The 16,235-nt window shown below is 67.9% G+C and carries 15 protein-coding genes; 11 read left to right on the top strand and 4 right to left on the bottom strand.

What is annotated here, in order from left to right; all coding sequences use genetic code 11:
- Positions 1-62 precede the first annotated feature (62 nt).
- The 4 genes from BN423_RS04365 to BN423_RS04350 all read left to right on the top strand — a co-directional run bounded on the left by BN423_RS04365 (position 63) and on the right by BN423_RS04350 (position 5,228).
- The gene (locus BN423_RS04365) at positions 63-731 is read left to right on the top strand and encodes a DUF4867 family protein (RefSeq protein WP_019239047.1); all 669 of its coding nucleotides are present in this window, start codon (positions 63-65) and stop codon (positions 729-731) included.
- Between the two features lie 104 nt (positions 732-835).
- Positions 836-2,449: a peptide chain release factor 3 gene (locus BN423_RS04360; RefSeq protein ID WP_019239046.1), complete on the top strand. Its 1,614-nt coding sequence runs from the start codon at positions 836-838 to the stop codon at positions 2,447-2,449.
- Positions 2,450-2,535: 86 nt separating this feature from the next.
- Complete coding sequence (locus BN423_RS04355; protein ID WP_019247035.1) at positions 2,536-3,525, top strand: DNA/RNA non-specific endonuclease; 990 nt, start codon at positions 2,536-2,538, stop codon at positions 3,523-3,525.
- Positions 3,526-3,641: 116 nt separating this feature from the next.
- Entirely contained in the window at positions 3,642-5,228 is a 1,587-nt protein-coding gene (locus BN423_RS04350) for an alpha-amylase family glycosyl hydrolase (RefSeq protein WP_019239044.1), read from the top strand.
- 141 nt (positions 5,229-5,369) lie between these two features.
- Here BN423_RS04350 and BN423_RS04345 read toward each other — a convergent pair whose 3' ends face one another.
- A complete protein-coding gene (locus BN423_RS04345) occupies positions 5,370-6,656 on the bottom strand; it encodes a putative ABC transporter permease (protein WP_019239043.1) in 1,287 nt (428 codons plus the stop codon).
- Between the two features lie 201 nt (positions 6,657-6,857).
- Between BN423_RS04345 and BN423_RS04340 the strand changes: the two genes are divergently transcribed.
- The gene (locus BN423_RS04340) at positions 6,858-7,262 is read left to right on the top strand and encodes a hypothetical protein (protein ID WP_019239042.1); all 405 of its coding nucleotides are present in this window, start codon (positions 6,858-6,860) and stop codon (positions 7,260-7,262) included.
- Between the two features lie 162 nt (positions 7,263-7,424).
- Here BN423_RS04340 and BN423_RS04335 read toward each other — a convergent pair whose 3' ends face one another.
- Complete coding sequence (locus tag BN423_RS04335; RefSeq protein ID WP_262359001.1) at positions 7,425-8,540, bottom strand: 3-deoxy-7-phosphoheptulonate synthase; 1,116 nt, start codon at positions 8,538-8,540, stop codon at positions 7,425-7,427.
- 207 nt (positions 8,541-8,747) lie between these two features.
- Between BN423_RS04335 and BN423_RS04330 the strand changes: the two genes are divergently transcribed.
- The 6 genes from BN423_RS04330 to BN423_RS04305 all read left to right on the top strand — a co-directional run bounded on the left by BN423_RS04330 (position 8,748) and on the right by BN423_RS04305 (position 14,661).
- Positions 8,748-9,647 (top strand): patatin-like phospholipase family protein, encoded by a 900-nt coding sequence (locus BN423_RS04330; protein ID WP_232385498.1) that lies wholly within the window; start codon positions 8,748-8,750, stop codon positions 9,645-9,647.
- Between the two features lie 91 nt (positions 9,648-9,738).
- The gene (locus tag BN423_RS04325) at positions 9,739-11,394 is read left to right on the top strand and encodes a DUF2130 domain-containing protein (protein ID WP_019239039.1); all 1,656 of its coding nucleotides are present in this window, start codon (positions 9,739-9,741) and stop codon (positions 11,392-11,394) included.
- Between the two features lie 65 nt (positions 11,395-11,459).
- Positions 11,460-12,461: a DUF389 domain-containing protein gene (locus tag BN423_RS04320; protein ID WP_019239038.1), complete on the top strand. Its 1,002-nt coding sequence runs from the start codon at positions 11,460-11,462 to the stop codon at positions 12,459-12,461.
- Positions 12,462-12,590: 129 nt separating this feature from the next.
- Positions 12,591-13,205 (top strand): hypothetical protein, encoded by a 615-nt coding sequence (locus BN423_RS04315; RefSeq protein ID WP_019239037.1) that lies wholly within the window; start codon positions 12,591-12,593, stop codon positions 13,203-13,205.
- A 152-nt stretch (positions 13,206-13,357) separates the two neighbouring features.
- A complete protein-coding gene (locus tag BN423_RS04310; protein WP_019239036.1) occupies positions 13,358-14,251 on the top strand; it encodes a proline iminopeptidase-family hydrolase in 894 nt (297 codons plus the stop codon).
- An 80-nt stretch (positions 14,252-14,331) separates the two neighbouring features.
- Entirely contained in the window at positions 14,332-14,661 is a 330-nt protein-coding gene (locus BN423_RS04305; protein ID WP_019239035.1) for a YbjQ family protein, read from the top strand.
- Here BN423_RS04305 and BN423_RS04300 read toward each other — a convergent pair.
- Positions 14,648-15,577: a D-2-hydroxyacid dehydrogenase gene (locus BN423_RS04300; RefSeq protein WP_019239034.1), complete on the bottom strand. Its 930-nt coding sequence runs from the start codon at positions 15,575-15,577 to the stop codon at positions 14,648-14,650. The two genes, BN423_RS04305 and BN423_RS04300, sit on opposite strands and share 14 nt — an antisense overlap.
- A 115-nt stretch (positions 15,578-15,692) precedes the next feature.
- The coding region (locus BN423_RS10730; protein ID WP_019239033.1) for a hypothetical protein at positions 15,693-16,235 on the bottom strand (543 nt) is incomplete at its 5' end.

Genomic DNA, 16,235 nt, shown 5'->3' with positions numbered 1-16,235 from the left:
GGAAAAGCCACTATCAGATGCCGTGCGCCCCGCGAGCGCCGTGTCATACGAGGGGAGAACCCATGCGTATCGAATCCATCTACGACGAGTCGTTCCGCAGCTACGGCCGCGTGTGGTCGGATGTTCCGGCTGCGTTTACCGCGCCCGTCGCCCACACGCTCGCCGAGCATGCCCCCTGCCCGGAAGACGGCACGAAGTACGAGGCGAGCGCCGCTGCGCTTGAGGAGCTCGCGATCGCGCCCGCGCTCAAGGGCTTGCTCTTCGGCGGACGCCCGGCGCAGCTCGGCTGGTGCTGCGGGCACAACACGCACCTCAACTGCCTCGAGTATCACCGTTCGAGCGAATTCAACCTCGGCGCCAACGACTTCATCCTGCTGCTCGCAAAGCAAAGCCAGGTGAAGGGCATGGGCGCGGATGCCACGCTCGACACCTCGCTCGTGCGCGCCTTCCGCGTGCCGGCCGGCGTGCTCATCGAGGTTTTCGCAGATACGCTGCATTTCGCGCCCTGCCAGGCGGGCGACGAAGGTTTCCGCACGCTCATCGCGCTACCGGCGGGCACGAACGGCCCCCTGCCGGAGCTCGACCCCGAGCTCGCCGTCGCGGGCGACGCGCCGCTCCTCTGGGCTGCCGACAAGTGGCTCATCGCGCATGCAGAAAGCAAGCAGGCGGCAGCGGGCGCGCACGTCGGGCTCGTGGGCGAGAACATCGACATCGCCTCGGACATCGCCTAAGCGCTCCGAACGCGACGCGGCGCCGCCCGGCCGGCCCGCCCCGCGCCTCACGCTTCGTGCGTGAGTCAAATGAACCCGTCCCCAATGACTCAGAAGGGAAATACATGCCAAGCCTTGCGGAGGAAGTGGCCTCGCGCCGCACGTTCGCCATCATCTCGCACCCGGACGCGGGCAAGACCACGCTCACCGAGAAACTGCTGCTCTACACCGGCACCATCCAGAGCGCCGGCTCGGTGAAGGGCAAGTCGAGCGCCAAGCACGCGGTCTCGGACTGGATGGACATCGAGAAGCAGCGCGGCATCTCCGTCACCTCGTCGGTGCTGCAGTTCACCTACGACGGCTGCTGCGTGAACATCCTCGACACCCCGGGCCACCAGGACTTCTCCGAGGACACGTACCGCACGCTCATGGCGGCGGACGCGGCGGTCATGGTCATCGACGGCGCCAAGGGCGTCGAGGCGCAGACCGAGAAGCTCTTCAAGGTCTGCGCCCTGCGCGGCATCCCCATCTTCACGTTCGTGAACAAGCTCGACCGCGAGATCCGCGACCCCTTCGAGCTCATGGACGAGATCGAGACGGTGCTCGGCATCGGCACCTACCCCATGAACTGGCCGATCGGCTGCGGGCGCAACTTCCGCGGCGTCTTCGACCGCGCGAGCCGCCACGTGCTCGCCTTCGAGGGCGACGGCCACGCGAACGCCACGAAGAAGGTCGGCGAGATCGAGGCCGAGCTGGGCGCGCCCGAGCTGGACGAGCTCATCGGCCAGGAGAACCACCATGCACTCATGGATGACATCGAGCTCCTCGACGGCGCGGACCACGAGTTCGACCTCGAGGCCGTGCGCACGGGCAAGCTCTCGCCGGTGTTCTTCGGCTCGGCGCTCACGAACTTCGGCGTGGAGCCGTTCCTGAAGGACTTCCTGCGCCTCGCGCCCGCGCCGAGCGCCCACACCGACGCGCTCACGGGCGAGCCGGTCGACCCGGTGGAGCACCCGTTCTCGGGCTTCGTGTTCAAGATCCAGGCCAACATGGACAAGAACCACCGCGACCGCATCGCCTTCCTGCGCATCTGCTCGGGCAAGTTCGAGCGCGGCATGGACGCGCTGCACGTGCAGGGCGGGCGGAAGATCAAGCTCGCGACGGGCACCGCCATGATGGCGGACGACCGCGCCACGGTGGATGAGGCGTACGCCGGCGACATCGTGGGGCTCTTCGATCCGGGCATGTTCTCCATCGGCGACACGCTCTGCGTCCCCTCCGCGCGCGTGCAGTTCGCGGGCATCCCCACCTTCGCGCCCGAGCACTTCGCGCGCGTCTCCCAGGTGGACACCATGAAGCGTAAGCAGTTCGTGAAGGGCATGGAGGAGCTCGCGCAGGAGGGCGCTATCCAGATCTTCCGCGAGATCGGCGCCGGCATGGAGAGCGTCATCGTGGGCGTAGTGGGCGTGCTGCAGTTCGACGTGCTCGAGCAGCGCCTGAAGAGCGAGTACCACGTGGGCGTGCGGCGCCAGCCCCTCGGCTACACGGACATCCGCTGGATCGCGAACGAGCCGGGCTCCATCGACGTGGCGGAGCTCAACCTCACGCGCGACACCCTGCGCGTGGAGGACATGCGCGGCGGAAAGCTCCTGCTGTTCACGAGCCCGTGGAACGTCGATTGGGCGGTCGAGCACAACCCGGGGCTGCGCCTCTCCGAGTTCGGCAACGTCACGTTCTAGGTTGTGCGACGGGTCGCGCGGGCGCAGAGGTGGAGCACCCGGCGCGCCCGCGGCAGCGCGCCGCGAGCGAAAGGGTTAGGTGACCGGTGAAGGGCATCCAGGGGACGAGGATGAACGACGAGGCGTCGCGCAAGCGCCGGAGCCTTGCGTGGCTGCGCGCGCTGGCGTGCTCGCTCGCGCTTGCACTTACGCTGGCGGGCGTCGCGGGCTGCGGGAGCGGTTCCGCGGCAACGGGCAGCGCCCTGTCCGCCACGCCGGCTGCATCGAGCGTGCAGGCAGCGCCCGACGGCACCCTCGACGCCTCGGAGCTGCCTGCATACGACGGCGCGGCATCGATCGAGGTCGACGGCAACGTGCCCGACTTCACCGAGGAGGACCTCGATGCCCCCGCCGAAACGTATGCGGAACTCGACGACCTCGGCCGCTGCGGCCAGGCGACGGCCATCGTGGGGGAGGAGACCATGCCCACGGAGGACCGCGAGTCGATCGGTATGGTCAAGCCGAGCGGCTGGCACACCGTGCGCTACGACGACCTCGTGGACGGGCGCTACCTCTACAACCGCTGCCACCTCATCGGCTACCAGCTCTCCGGCGAGAACGCCAACGAGCGGAACCTCATCACGGGCACGCGCTACATGAACGTCGAGGGCATGCTTCCCTACGAGAACGAGGTGGCGGACTACGTCCAAGAAACGGGCAATCACGTGCTCTACCGCGTGACGCCCGTCTTCGAGGGGGACGAGCTCGTCGCGCGCGGCGTGCACGTCGAGGCCGAGTCGGTCGAGGACGACGGCGCGGGCGTGTCGTTCAACGTGTTCTGCTACAACGTGCAGCCCGGCGTCGAGATCGATTACGAGACGGGCGAGAGCCGGCGCGCGCCCAGCGCGGATGGGGACGGTGAGGCGTCGTCTGCGGACGAGACCACCTACGTCCTGAACGTGAACACGGGGAAGTTCCACCGCCCCGACTGCTCTTCGGTGGACGACATGAGCGCGCACAACAAGCGGGAGTACACGGGCGCGCGCGACGCACTCATCGACCAAGGGTACGAGCCCTGCAGCAGGTGCAACCCCTGAGCTCGCGCCCTGCGGCGGCTCGTCAGATTTCATCCGAGATATCCCGCAGCTCTAGGCTTCCGCTGTAGTACCATGGGCGCGTGTTTCGACCCATGCGCGCAGGGAAGGGGCCCGCTATGAGCAGTTGGTTGGATGACGCCGTCTTCTACGAGATCTACCCGCAGAGCTTCCTCGATACGAACAGCGATGGCATCGGCGACCTGCCGGGCATCATCGCGCGCCTCGACTACGTGCGCGAGCTGGGCTGCAACGCCCTTTGGCTGAACCCCTGCTTCGTTTCGCCCTTCGGCGACGCGGGCTACGACGTGGCGGATTACTGCCAGGTGGCCCCGCGCTACGGCACGAACGACGACCTCGTGCGGCTCTTCGACGAGGCGCACGCGCGCGGCATGCACGTCCTGCTCGACCTCGTGCCCGGGCACACCTCCATCGAGCACCCGTGGTTTCGGGAATCGGCCAAGGCGGCGCCGAACGAGCTCTCCGGCCGCTACGTGTGGACGGACAGCGTGTGGACGCCGGTGGGGGATGTCCCCGGGGTGAACGGCGTGCTGCGCGGCGTCTCTGAGCGCGACGGCGCGGTCGCGGTGAACTTCTACGCCTTCCAGCCCGCGCTCAATTACGGCTTCGCGGAAGTCACTGAGCCCTGGCAAAGCGCCATGGACGCGCCCGAGGCGCTCGCCACGCGCCAGGCCATGAAGGACGTCATGGCGTTCTGGCTCGAGCGCGGTTGCGACGGCTTCCGCTGCGACATGGCCGGCTCGCTCGTGAAGAACGACCCCGGCCAGGAGGGCACCATCAAGGTCTGGCAGGACATCCGCGCGTTCCTCGACGACGCCTACCCGGACGCCGTGCTCATCTCGGAATGGGGCGAGCCGGACAAGACCATCCGCGCGGGCTTTCACATGGACTTCCTGCTGCAGTTCGGCACCTCGCACTACCTCGACCTCTTCCGCTGCGAGCACCCGTGGTTCGCGCGCGAGGGGGCGGGCGACGCAAGCGCGTTCGTGGCCACCTACCAACGCAACCTCGATCTCACCGACGGTCGCGGCCTCATGTGCATCCCCTCGGGCAACCACGACATGGAGCGCTTGCGGCGCTTCCTCGACCCGGAGGAGATGAAGCTCGCCTTCGCGTTCATCATGTCCATGCCGGGTTGCCCCTTCGTGTACTACGGCGACGAGATCGGCATGCGCCACCTGGACGTGACGTCGGTGGAGGGCGGCTACATCCGCACGGGCGCGCGCTCGCCCATGCAGTGGGGCGCCGGCGGGAACCTCGGGTTCTCGAACGCGCCGGCGAGCGAGCTCTACATCAGGCAGGATGATGCGCCCGATGCTCCGACCGTCGAGGCGGAGATGTCCGACGAGCAGTCGCTCTGGCATGAGGTGCAGCGGCTCATCGCGGTGCGCCGCGCGAACCCGGCGCTCGGCGCGAAGGGAGCCATCGAGTTCTCGTACTGCGAGCAGGGCGCATACCCGCTCGTGTACGTGCGGAGCGAGCGCGACGCGTCCGGCGAGGTCGTGCCGGGCGGTCAGCGCGTGCTCGTGGCGCTGAACCCTGCGGCGCGCCCGGTCGAGATTCCGTGCCCTTACGAGGCGGCGCGCGTACTCTACGCGCTCGGCGCGGGCGAGGGGTGCCAGCTTGCGGACGGCCGCCTGCGCATGCCCGGCGCGAGCGCCGCGTTCTTCGAGCTCGTGGGGTAGCGCGCCCGGCGCGTTCTGCCGCACCTCGCCCTACGAAAACGCCCCGCCGACCTCGGTCGACGGGGCGTTCGCATACCCGGTGCGGCAGCGCCCGGCGCGCGGGGCTCAAAGGCACCGCCCCGCGCCCGGGCATCGCGCCGCTTACGAGGAGGTCTTCACACGGCCGGAGTGCTCGGGCGTGATCTCCATGGTCTGGAAGCGGTGCTGCATGTAGGCGTTATCGAAGTTCTTGGCGTAGAACGTCTGGACGGGGGTGGTGTCCGGGACGCCCGAGAGCCGCTCGAACCAGCAGTCGAGCGCCTGGAGCGTCATGACGCCGTTCACGAGCATGAGGATGAAGCAAACCGTGGTGAGCGAGTAGCGCAGCTTCCAGGGGATGAGGTTGATGAGCTTGAGGAGCCGCGGCAGGCAGAACTTGATCCACACGAAGCCGAGCGTGCCCCACATGCACATGAAGAGCGTCGAGGTGCGCCCGCCCGTGATGACGGCGATGGGGTCGGGGAAGAGGCCGAAGATGGTGGAGCCGCTGTAGTTCCACGCCGTGGCGCCGAAGCCCACCTGCATGAACCACGCGGTGGCCGCCTCGAAGAGGCCGCCGATGACGGCGCTCACCAGGAAGATGATGATGGGGTTGGCGCGGTAGAAGCGGTTGAGCGCGACGGTCATGAGCAGCGCGCCGAAGCCGTAGATGGGCGAGAAGGGGCCGAAGAGCAGGCCCGCGCGGTCCTGGTAGACGCCCGGGTCGACGACGACCATGTGGTAGACGGTCTCGATGATGAGGCCGAGCACGCTGCACACCACGAAGACCCAGAATAGGTTGAAGAAGTTGAGCTCGATGAAGCCCTTGCCCTCGGGGTCGCGCCCGAGCATGCCCTCCTTGGCTGCCTCGCGGTCGGCCAGGTCGCGGAGGTCGCGCTGCAGCTGGCGCTCCTGGCGCAGGGCTGGGTCGACCGTGACGGAGAGCGCGACGAGGATCACGAGCTGGATGGCCGGCTGGATGAGGTGCGGCCCGATGCCCTGGAGCATGACGTCGAGGATGATCTGTGCCACGGTGAGCGCGATGAGCACATGCGACCAGCGGCCCGCGTTGCGCCGGCGGTTCCGGATCAGCGAGATGCCGAAGAAGACGAGGCAGGCACCGTTCACGACGGCGACGACGCCCGAGAGCACCATGGTGATGACGGCGAGCGTGATGTCTCGGCTGCCGACCGAGACCTCGCTGCTGCCGGACGCGATGACGAGCGCGATAAGGGTGATGAGCAGGGCGGTCAGCCCGACGGTGATGAGGCCGCTCAGGGTGCAGAGCAGACCGTACACCTTGACGATGAGCGGGAGCTTGCGCTGCTCCTGCGTCGTGGGCACGTTGGGGTCGAGGTCGTTTCCGGGTAGGTCGAGGTCGGGTAGCGGGTGCTTGGTGGGTTCGCTCATGGTGTGTCCCTTGTCTCAGAGCTAGAATCGAGTGGTATATACCCGTTATTCACGTGCGCGGGACGGATGCGTGCCCGTAGCTCGCGCGCGATGGCGTCATCGGATGGTTTATCGTGTTGACGGACGCGCCCGTTGGCCGATAATCATAAGACGTTTCATGCGTTGCAAGGTGGACGCCGTCCGCCTGGCGAAAGGGGTTCTATGTCAACCAACTGCAAGATCGTGAAGGTTCTCTGCCTGGTGCTCATGGTGCTCGGCATCGCTGCGGTCGCCCTGGGTATCGCCTCGTTCCTGGGTGCCCCCGAGATCGGCTCCGCGGCGAACGAGGGAGTCGTTCCCATCCAGGTGGCGAGCGTGGTCATGGCCGTCGCCGGCGCGTTCGAGCTCGTCGCGGGCTTCCTCGGCGCGCGGGGGGCGAACAACCCGGCGCACCTCATGTCGTTCATCGTGCTCGGCACGGTGCTGGTGATCGTGAACGCGGGCGAGGTTGCGCTCTCGGTCATGGGCGGTTCCGGCCCCGTGTGGGTGAACGCCGCGTATGCCGTGCTCGTGCTCGTCGCCGTGCTGTTCGCGGGCCGCGCCCGCCGCGAGGCGCTCGACCGCTAGCGAATCGCCGCGCGCCGGTCGCGCCGAAGCGGCGTCAAAGCCTATAGCGCGCGAAGCCCCCGGTTCCCTAGGGTTCCGGGGGCTTCGCGCTATCTCGGGTCGATATGATGGGGCGCCTCGCGCCGCGCGGCGACGTGCACCAAGCGCCGCGCGGCCACCGCGCTACAGGCGCTCGGCGAGGTCGAGGATGAGGCGCTCGGTCTTCTCCCAGCCCAGGCACGGGTCGGTGATGGACTTGCCGTACACACCGCCGTCGATGGGCTGGTTGCCGTCCTCGAGGTAGCTCTCCACCATGAAGCCGCGCACGAGCCTGCGGATCTGGTCGGAGCGGCGCATGGAATCGGCGACCTCGTGGCTGATGCGGATCTGCTCGAGCGGGCGCTTGCCGGAGTTGTCGTGGTTGCAGTCCACGATCACCGCGGGGTTGGCGAAATCGGCCTCGGTGTACTTCTCGGCCAGGCGCTCGAGGTACTCGTAGTGGTAGTTGGGGTAGTTGAGCCCGTCATCGCCGATGTAGCCGCGCAGCACCGCGTGCGCGAGCGGGTTGCCCGTGGTCTCGACCTCCCAGTTGCGGAACAGGAAGGTCTGGGGCTGCTGCGCCGCGTAGATCGAGTTGAGCATGACGCTCGTGGAGCCGCCGGTGGGGTTCTTCATGCCCACGGGCATGGGGACGCCGCTCGCCACGAGGCGGTGCTCCTGGTTCTCGACGGAGCGCGCGCCCACGGCGATGTAGCCCAGCACGTCGATGAGGTACTGGTAGTTGGTGGGGTAGAGCATCTCGTCGGCGGTGAACATGCCGGTCTCCTCGGCCACGCGCAGGTGCATGCGGCGGATGGCCTTCACGCCGCCCAGGAGGTCGGAGGGGCCCTCGGGGTCGGGGTTGTGCAGGAGCCCCTTGTAGCCGGTGCCCTTCGTGCGCGGCTTGTTGGTGTAGACGCGCGGGATGATGAAGAGGCGGTCGCGCACGCGGTCGGCGAGCGCGGCGAGGCGCGTGACGTACTCGAGCACGGAGTCCTCGCGGTCGGCGGAACACGGGCCCACGATCACGAGGCGCCGGTCGTCCTCGCCGCGCAGGATGGCCGCGACCTGCTCGTCGAACGCCGGTTTCTTCGCGGCGGTCTCGGCCGAGAGGGGCATCTCCTGGCGGATCTCCTTGGGGATGGGCAGCAGGCGCTTGAATTTCATGGACATGTCGGTGTTCCTATCTTCTCTTCTCCGGTCGGTGCGGCGGGGCTCCGTGCGAGCTGCGGTCGCGCCGGCCGATGGTGCGTGATGCATCATTATGCCGCCGTCTTGCATGGAGCGGGGCATCGCTGCGCGCTCGAAACCCACTTGTTACGCGGCGCGTGGGAGGGGCTCGGATTCCCGGAGCGGATAGGAGCGCGGCCATGGCCGGCCCGGCTCGCGCTATACTCGGTGTTCACCTAAGAATCGAGGCGAGAGATGGTACGTGATGCGCGCCGCGGACGGAGCGGCGGAGAGTACATGGTTTCGGATGTCGTCCCTGCGGCGGAGCGCCCACCGTTTTGTGCGCCGGCACACACGACGGGTGTGGTATTCGAGGGCGGCGGCTTCCGCGGCCTGTATACCGAGGGCGTCTACGACACCTGGCTCGAGCAGGGCATCTCCGCCACGCACGTGATCGGCGTCTCGGCGGGCGCGACGTTCGGCTGCAACTACAAGTCCCGCCAGGTCGGCCGCGCGCTCAGGTACAACAAGCGCTTCTGCCGCGACCCGCGCTACATGGGGCTCAAGAGCCTCATCACCACGGGGAACTTCTTCAGCCGGGACTTCGCCTTCGGGCGGCTGCCTTGGGAGTTCGACGTGTTCGATACGCCCACGTACGCGGCGAACCCCATGCGCTTCACGGGCGTCGCGACGGACGTCGAGACCGGCGAGGCCGTCTACCATGGCCTGAACGCGGGCGATACGGTCGATGTCGAATGGATGCGCGCCTCCTCCGCGATCCCCGGGCTGTCGCGCCCGGTCGAGCTCGAGGGGCGGAAGCTCCTCGACGGCGGCATGGCGGATTCGATCCCCTTCCGCTGGATGCTCGACCAGGGGTACGAGCGCTGCGTGGTGGTGTGCACCCAGCCGGCGGGGTACCGCAAGGAGCCGAACGAGCTCATGCCCGTGCTTCGCGTGCTGCTGCGGCGCTACCCGGCGCTCGTGGAGCTGCTCGCCAACCGGCACGAGCGCTACAACGCCCAGCTCGATGAGCTCGCGGAGCTCGAGCGCGCGGGCGCGGTGTTCGTGATCCGCCCGAGCGAGTCGGTGAAGGTGCCCATCACCATCAAGGACCCCGCCGAGCTCGATCGGGTGTACGAGGTCGGCCGCCGCGACGGCGCCGCGACGCTCGACGCGCTCCGCGCCTACCTCGCCTAGATGATAAAAAGCAGACAGGCTGGTTTTTATCATCTCGCTTTTGTCCGGGCGGCGCGGTAGGCTACCTGTCGAGGCAAAAGGAGGCGTTGCGATGAACGAGATCAAATGCCCCAAGTGCGGGACGGTGTTCCAGGTTGATGAGCGCGGCTATGCCGACATCGTGCGGCAGGTGCGCGACGAGGAGTTCAAGCGGCAGCTCGCCGAGCGCGAGGAGCTCATGGCGCACGAGCGCGAGCAGGCGGTGGAGCTCGCCAAGCAGCAGGCGAAGCGCGAGCTCGACCAGCAGGTCTCCGAGCGCGAGACGCAGCTCGCGGACCTGCGCGCCCAGCTCGACGCCGCGCGGCACGAGCAGGAGCTCGCGAGCGATAAGGCGGCCGCGGAGGCGCGCGAGGCGGCGCAGCAGCAGGTCGCGGAGCTGCAGCGCACCTGCGACGCGCTCCGGCACCAGCTCGAGGAGGGGCAGGCGGCGGCCAAGCTCCAGGAGGCGAGTGCCCGCGCGGAGCTGCAGGAGGGCATCTCCGCGCGCGACGCCGAGATAGCGCAGCTCAAAGCGCAGCTCGAGGCGGCGGCGAACCAGCAGCAGATGGCGCTCGATCGGGCGGGGGCGCTCGCCGAGCAGCGCTTGCAGGAGGAGCTCTCCCAGGCGCGCGCCGACGCGGCCGAGCAGCAGGCGAAGCTCCAGCGCACCGCGGACGACCTGCGCGCCCAGCTCGAAGGCCAGAAGAAGGACGCGGAGCTCGCCACGACCCGTGCCGTGGCCGCGGTGGAACGCGAGCGCGACGAGGCGCGGTCCGCGCTCGCCAGCGAGCGGGCGCTGCGCGAGAGCGAGCGCCGGCAGCTCGAGGCGGCGCACGCCCTCGAGCTCGAGCAGGAGCACAAGACGCGCGACGAGATCGTGCGCCTGCGTGACGAGGAGATCGAGCGCCTGCGCGACATGAAGGTGCGCCTCTCCACCAAGATGGTGGGCGAGTCGCTCGAGCAGCACTGCGAGGCCGAGTTCAACAAGGTGCGCATGGGCATGTTCCCGAACGCGTACTTCGAGAAGGACAACAAGGCGGTCGCCACGGAGGACGACGCGCGCGCCACGAAGGGCGACTTCATCTTCCGCGACTACGCCGACGACGGCACCGAGTTCATCTCCATCATGTTCGAGATGAAGAACGAGAACGACGCGACGGCCTCGAAGCACAAGAACGAGGACTTCTTCGCGAAGCTCGACGCGGACCGCCGGAAGAAGGGCTGCGAGTACGCGGTGCTCGTGAGCCTGCTCGAGCCGGAGAGCGACCTCTATAACGAGGGCATCGTGGACGTGAGCTACCGCTATCCCAAGATGTACGTCATCCGCCCGCAGTTCTTCATCCCGTTCATCACGCTTTTGCGCAACGCGGCGCAGAAGGCGATCGGCTACAAGCGGGAGCTTGCCGAGCTGCGCCAGCAGAACGTCGACGTCACGAACTTCGAGAAGAAGCTCGAGGAGTTCCAGTCGGGCTTCTCCACGAACTTCGAGCGTGCGAACCGCAAGTTCAACGAGGCGATCGAGGGCATCGACAAGACGATCGGCCAGCTGCAGAAGATCAAGGACGCGCTGCTCTCGAGCGACCGCAACCTGCGCCTGGCGAACGACAAGGCGCAAGGGCTCACCATCCGCAAGCTCACGTACAAGAACCCCACCATGAAGGCGGCGTTCGAGGAGGCGCGCGAGAAGCAGGCCGAGCTCGATGGGACGGATGGCGAAGCCGACGCGTGATGCGCGCCGATGCGTTCTGATACCATCCAGATGAACTGGTTGTATCGCTGTGATGGTGGTGGCATATGAACCGGATACGACAGGTGCTGTTGGGCGGCGACCTTGACCCCAAGGTGCTCGAGCAGGCCGAGCGCTCCTCGTTCGTGCGCGTCGACAACCCGTTGCGCCAGTACTCGTCCTTCTTCCTGCGCCTCATCATCTCCGCGGTCATCGCCACCGCCGGCGTCGCGGCGGACTCGGCGACGACGATCATCGGCGCGATGCTCGTGGCGCCGCTCATGTCGCCCATGCTGGGGACGGCGCTCGCCGTCGCCGTGGGGCGCCCGCGTCAGGCGTTCAGCACCTTCGTGCTCACGGTGCTCGGCATGGCCATGGCGGTGATCGTGGCCATAGGCGTCACGGCGATCATCCCCGTCGATGTGGACATGAGCACGAACTCCCAGGTGCTCGCCCGCACGTCGCCTCGACTGGTCGACCTGATCATCGTGCTCGCCTCCGGTTTCGTGGCGGCGCTCGCCTCCATCCGCAGCGACATCCCCGACGCGGTGCCGGGCATCGCCATCTCGGCGTCCATCGTCCCGCCCCTCTGCGTGGTGGGCGCCGCGCTCTACGAGGGGTCGACGGCCTCCGCCCTGGGCGCCTTCCTGCTGTTCATCACGAACTACATCGCCATCCAGGTCACGGGCGCCGCGGTGTACCTCGCGGCGGGCGTGGGCACGCGCGCGTTCTCCGTCATCGAGGGCAAGGCGCGGAACCTGTGGTATGGGGCGGTCGCACTCGGCGCCGTGATCGTGACCCTGTCGCTCGCCGCCACGAGCTTCTCGGTGGTGCACGAGGCCGATCAGCTGCGCACCGTGCAGGGCGTCGTGACGGAATGGATCGACGGGACGGATTGGCGCATCTCGGGCTTCGACCTTGAGGACGGGGCGCTGCACGTGAGGATCGCCGGCACGGGCAGAGAGCCCAGCGTCGAGCGACTGAACCGCGAGCTTAAGGATGCCGGCGTCGAGCTCGACGAGGTCTCGCTCTCCGTGGAGGAGGAGCGTCGCGTCGTGAACAGCGACTGATGCCGACCGGCCGCCGGCCTTCATCGTGTTGATTGTCTACAACATGCCGCGTGACGCGGGGTGCATGCGACAATAGGCCGATCGATTCGCGCCGAGGGCCTCGGCTGCTTGAGATGGAAGGGCGTTGCCGTGGAATTCGTCATCCTGTACCTGCTGGTGAACATCGCGGCCGGCGCGCTCGCCTGCTTCATGGGAAAGCGCCTGTTCTACCTCATGCTCGGGGTGATCGTGTTCCTCGGCGTGTTCAACGTCGCGCTCTCCGCGACGGGCGGCGATTCGGTCGCGATCGGTGTGGCGGCGGCGCTCGGCTTGGTGGCCGCGCTGCTCTCCAAGTTCGCCTACAAGGCGGGCGTGTTCCTCGTGGGCTTCGCGGCCGGCGCGGCGCTCGGGTTCCTCGCGGGGATGCTCGTGCCCGGGGCCGTCGCGTTCCTGTGGGCCATCATGCTCGCGGTGGGCGTGCTCGTGGGGCTTGCCGCGTTGCGGTGGTGCGACCTCTTCGTGCGCATCGGCACGGCGTACACGGGCGCGACCTTCCTCGCCTCGAACGTGCTCGCTGCCATGCTGGCGTTCCCGCAGCTGATGGCCTGCGCCGTTCCCGGCGACGCGCTCGCGACGTTCGACGCGCTCTCGACCTACATCGGCGGCCCCTTCTCCGAGGCGTTCGCCCGCCCGATGCTCTTCGCAACGGTCATCCTGGCCATCATCGGCGTCATCGTGCAGGGGCATACGAAGGTGAACGAGTAGGCAGGGCTCGCTTCACGCCCGCAGGAGACCTGCGGCACCGCGCACCCCGCCGTGCGCACGGTACCGCTCACCGCCCGAGCGCGTTCGCCCGATTGTTCCGTGCACCCTGCGGGTACGCTTCTCATACTTGTTCATACGGGGAAGGAGCTGCCATGGCACATGTCACCGAGACGTATGTGGATTACGCTGGATTCAAGACCTACTGCAAGACGTTCACGCCAGACGATCCGCAACCGGGCAAGAAACCGCTGCTCATGCTGCACGGCGGCCCCGGGGCGTGTCACAACTGCCTGCTCACGTATGCCGACATCGCGGATCGCTATGGACGCACGGTGGTGTTCTACGACCAGATCGGCTGCGGCAAGAGCGCGATCCCGCACCAGGAGGATGACTTCTACACCTGCGATCTGTGGGTGAACGAGTTCTACGCCGTGCGCGAGGCGCTCGGCCTCGACGACATCCACCTCTTCGGCAATTCGTGGGGCGGCATGCTCGGGATGCTCTGCATGCTGCGCGACGACACGGGCGTGAACTCGTTCGTGATCAACAGCTCGCCGGTCTCCATCGATACGTGGCTCTCGGAGGCGCGGCGCCTCATCACGTTCCTCCCGCAGGAGATGCAGGATGCGCTCGAGGAGGCAGAGCGCACGGGCGACTACGAGGCGCCCGCGGCCGCGGCTGCGGCAGACGAGTACTACAAGCGCCACGTGACCGGCTGCTACGCCAAGGACCTGCCGCAGATCATGATCGATTCCAACGAGGGCACGGGCGAGTGCTACATGGTCATGCAGGGTGCGAGCGAGTTCGTGTGCACGGGCAAGCTCAAGGACTGGGACATCCGCGACGAGGTATCGCAGATCCGCGTGCCCTGCATGGCGCTGTCCGGTACGGATGACGAGGGCACGCCCTACACCATCAAGGAGCTCGTCGACCGCATTCCCGGGTGCGAATGGACGCTCATCCAGGGCGCGCCGCACCTGGCGAACCTCACGCATCCGGACGCCTGCCTCGCCGCCGTCGAGGGATTCATCAGCAGGTTCGACTAACCGGCGATGGTGCGGGGCGGAGCTGTGCGGCGGCGCGCGGGCCGGAGCGCGCGCAAGACATGCGAGAAAGGTGACATGTCATGATCATCACCACGACGAATTCCATCGAGGGATACGAGATCGAGGAGTACCTGGGCATCGTTGCGGGCGAGGTCGTCGCAGGCATCAACATGTTCCGCGACATCGGTGCCGGCCTGCGCAACATGTTCGGTGGACGTTCGGCGGGATACGAGGACGAGATGCAGCAGGCGCGCAACGAGTGCATCGCGGAGATGGGCCAGCGCGCCGAGGCGCTCGGGGCGAATGCGATCGTCGGCGCGTCGTTGGGCTACGAGACGTTCGAGGGCATGATCATGACCGTCGCCTCAGGCACCGCCGTGCGCATTCGCCAGGTGCCTACACAGCGTTGATGATAGGCTCGCCCGCGCTGAGACGACGGAGGTTCTCGGCGGCGATGCGCGCGATGTTGTCGAGCACCGTGTATAGATGAAACCCGCCGGCGGCGTGCGGCGTGATGAGCAGGTTCGGCGCATCCCAGAGCGGGTCGTCGGCGGGGAGCGGCTCGGGCACGGTCACGTCGAGCGCCGCGCCAGCGAGTTGGCCGCGCCCGAGCGCTTCGGCGAGGTCGGCCTGCACCACGAGGTCGCCCCGGCCGCCGTTCGCGAAGTACGCGCCGCGCTTGCACCGGGCGAGGAAGGCGCTATCCACGATGCCGCGCGTGGCAGGCGTGCTCGGTAGGAACGAGGCGATCACATCCGCTTGGGGCAGCAGCTCGGGCAGCTCATCCATGGTGTGGATGCGCTCGAAGCCCTCGGGCACCGCGCCCGTATGGCGCCGCACGCCCGCCACGCGCGCCCCGTGCGCCTGCGCGAGCCGGGCGAAGTGCTGCCCGATGTCGCCTGCGCCGAGCACGAGCACCCGCGCGCCCGCCATCGTGGTCACCGCGCCGCGGTCGCCCCATGCGTGGTCGCGCTGGTCGTCGCGATACCCGTCGAGATGCTTCATGAGCATGAGCACCATGGCGTATAGGTGCTCCGCGACTGCCTGGCCGTACGCGCCGACGGCGCTCGCGAGCACGCAGCCCTCCGGCACGGTGCCCGGCGCGGCGTACGCGTCGTAGCCGGCGGAGTTGAGCTGCAGGAGGCGCACCCTGCGCGCGATCGCGAGCCGCTCGGGCGGGAGGTTTCCCACGATGACGTCGGCCGAGGAGACCTGCTCGTCGGTGGCCTCGGCCGGGGAGGTGTAGGTGAACACGGAGCCGGGCGCGCCCGCCTCGAGCACGCGGCACTGCGCTTCGGTGAAGGGTGGAAGGACGAGGATGTTCATGCGTGTAGCTCCCTGCATCCGCTTCGGGACGCCTCGTTGCCTGTGATGTTGTTGGGTGCGTTTCGGGCTGCTGCCGGTCGCGCAGGTGTACCGCTCGGCAGCAGCGTGCGCGACGCTAGGAAAGCACCTCGGACGCCGCCTTCTTGACGCCGCCCCACATGGCGAAGCCCCAAACGGGCGTGGTGTCCATGAACTGCACCTGGCGGTCGACCGGGTCGACGACCACGGGCAGGGTGAACGCCGCGAACTTGGCCTTCGGCTTCTCCTTGACGAACTGGATGGCACCGGGGTTCATGGGGTGCTGCAGCATCACGGGGTAGATGGCGACGCCCTTCTGCAGGCCGCGCGGCACGCCGGCGTAGTTATGGAGCGCCCAGTCCGTGCACGCGGCGCTGTAATCGCGCATCTCGTTGTAGCCCACACCGTTGTTCTCGTAGATGAGGAAGTACTGGTGGATGTTCGCGAGCGCGGCGGAGAAGCGCTTCGTGACGAAGAGGTACGTCTGGAGCTCGGGGATGAACTGCGCGGGCTCTCCCAGGCGCGCCGCGACCTGCTGCACGAAGGGATTGAGCAGGCCGCCCGCCGCTACGGGCGCGGCCTGCACGCCGGGCACCGCCACAGGCGCGGGGGCGGCTGCGGCCACGGGGGCGGTAACGGG

Source organism: Enorma timonensis, assembly GCF_000321165.1.
GTDB lineage: Bacteria > Actinomycetota > Coriobacteriia > Coriobacteriales > Coriobacteriaceae > Enorma.
This window is presented reverse-complemented; position numbering and strand designations above follow the sequence as displayed.

What these genes read in the sequence shown, in the direction of transcription:
- BN423_RS04365 (WP_019239047.1), top strand. Translation starts at nt 63, where the DNA reads ATGCGTATCGAATCCATCTACGACGAGTCGTTCCGCAGCTACGGCCGC.
- BN423_RS04360 (WP_019239046.1), top strand. Translation starts at nt 836, where the DNA reads ATGCCAAGCCTTGCGGAGGAAGTGGCCTCGCGCCGCACGTTCGCCATC.
- BN423_RS04350 (WP_019239044.1), top strand. Translation starts at nt 3,642, where the DNA reads ATGAGCAGTTGGTTGGATGACGCCGTCTTCTACGAGATCTACCCGCAG.
- BN423_RS04345 (WP_019239043.1), bottom strand. Translation starts at nt 6,656, where the DNA reads ATGAGCGAACCCACCAAGCACCCGCTACCCGACCTCGACCTACCCGGA.
- BN423_RS04340 (WP_019239042.1), top strand. Translation starts at nt 6,858, where the DNA reads ATGTCAACCAACTGCAAGATCGTGAAGGTTCTCTGCCTGGTGCTCATG.
- BN423_RS04335 (WP_262359001.1), bottom strand. Translation starts at nt 8,540, where the DNA reads ATGCATCACGCACCATCGGCCGGCGCGACCGCAGCTCGCACGGAGCCC.
- BN423_RS04330 (WP_232385498.1), top strand. Translation starts at nt 8,748, where the DNA reads ATGGTTTCGGATGTCGTCCCTGCGGCGGAGCGCCCACCGTTTTGTGCG.
- BN423_RS04325 (WP_019239039.1), top strand. Translation starts at nt 9,739, where the DNA reads ATGAACGAGATCAAATGCCCCAAGTGCGGGACGGTGTTCCAGGTTGAT.
- BN423_RS04320 (WP_019239038.1), top strand. Translation starts at nt 11,460, where the DNA reads ATGAACCGGATACGACAGGTGCTGTTGGGCGGCGACCTTGACCCCAAG.
- BN423_RS04310 (WP_019239036.1), top strand. Translation starts at nt 13,358, where the DNA reads ATGGCACATGTCACCGAGACGTATGTGGATTACGCTGGATTCAAGACC.
- BN423_RS04305 (WP_019239035.1), top strand. Translation starts at nt 14,332, where the DNA reads ATGATCATCACCACGACGAATTCCATCGAGGGATACGAGATCGAGGAG.
- BN423_RS04300 (WP_019239034.1), bottom strand. Translation starts at nt 15,577, where the DNA reads ATGAACATCCTCGTCCTTCCACCCTTCACCGAAGCGCAGTGCCGCGTG.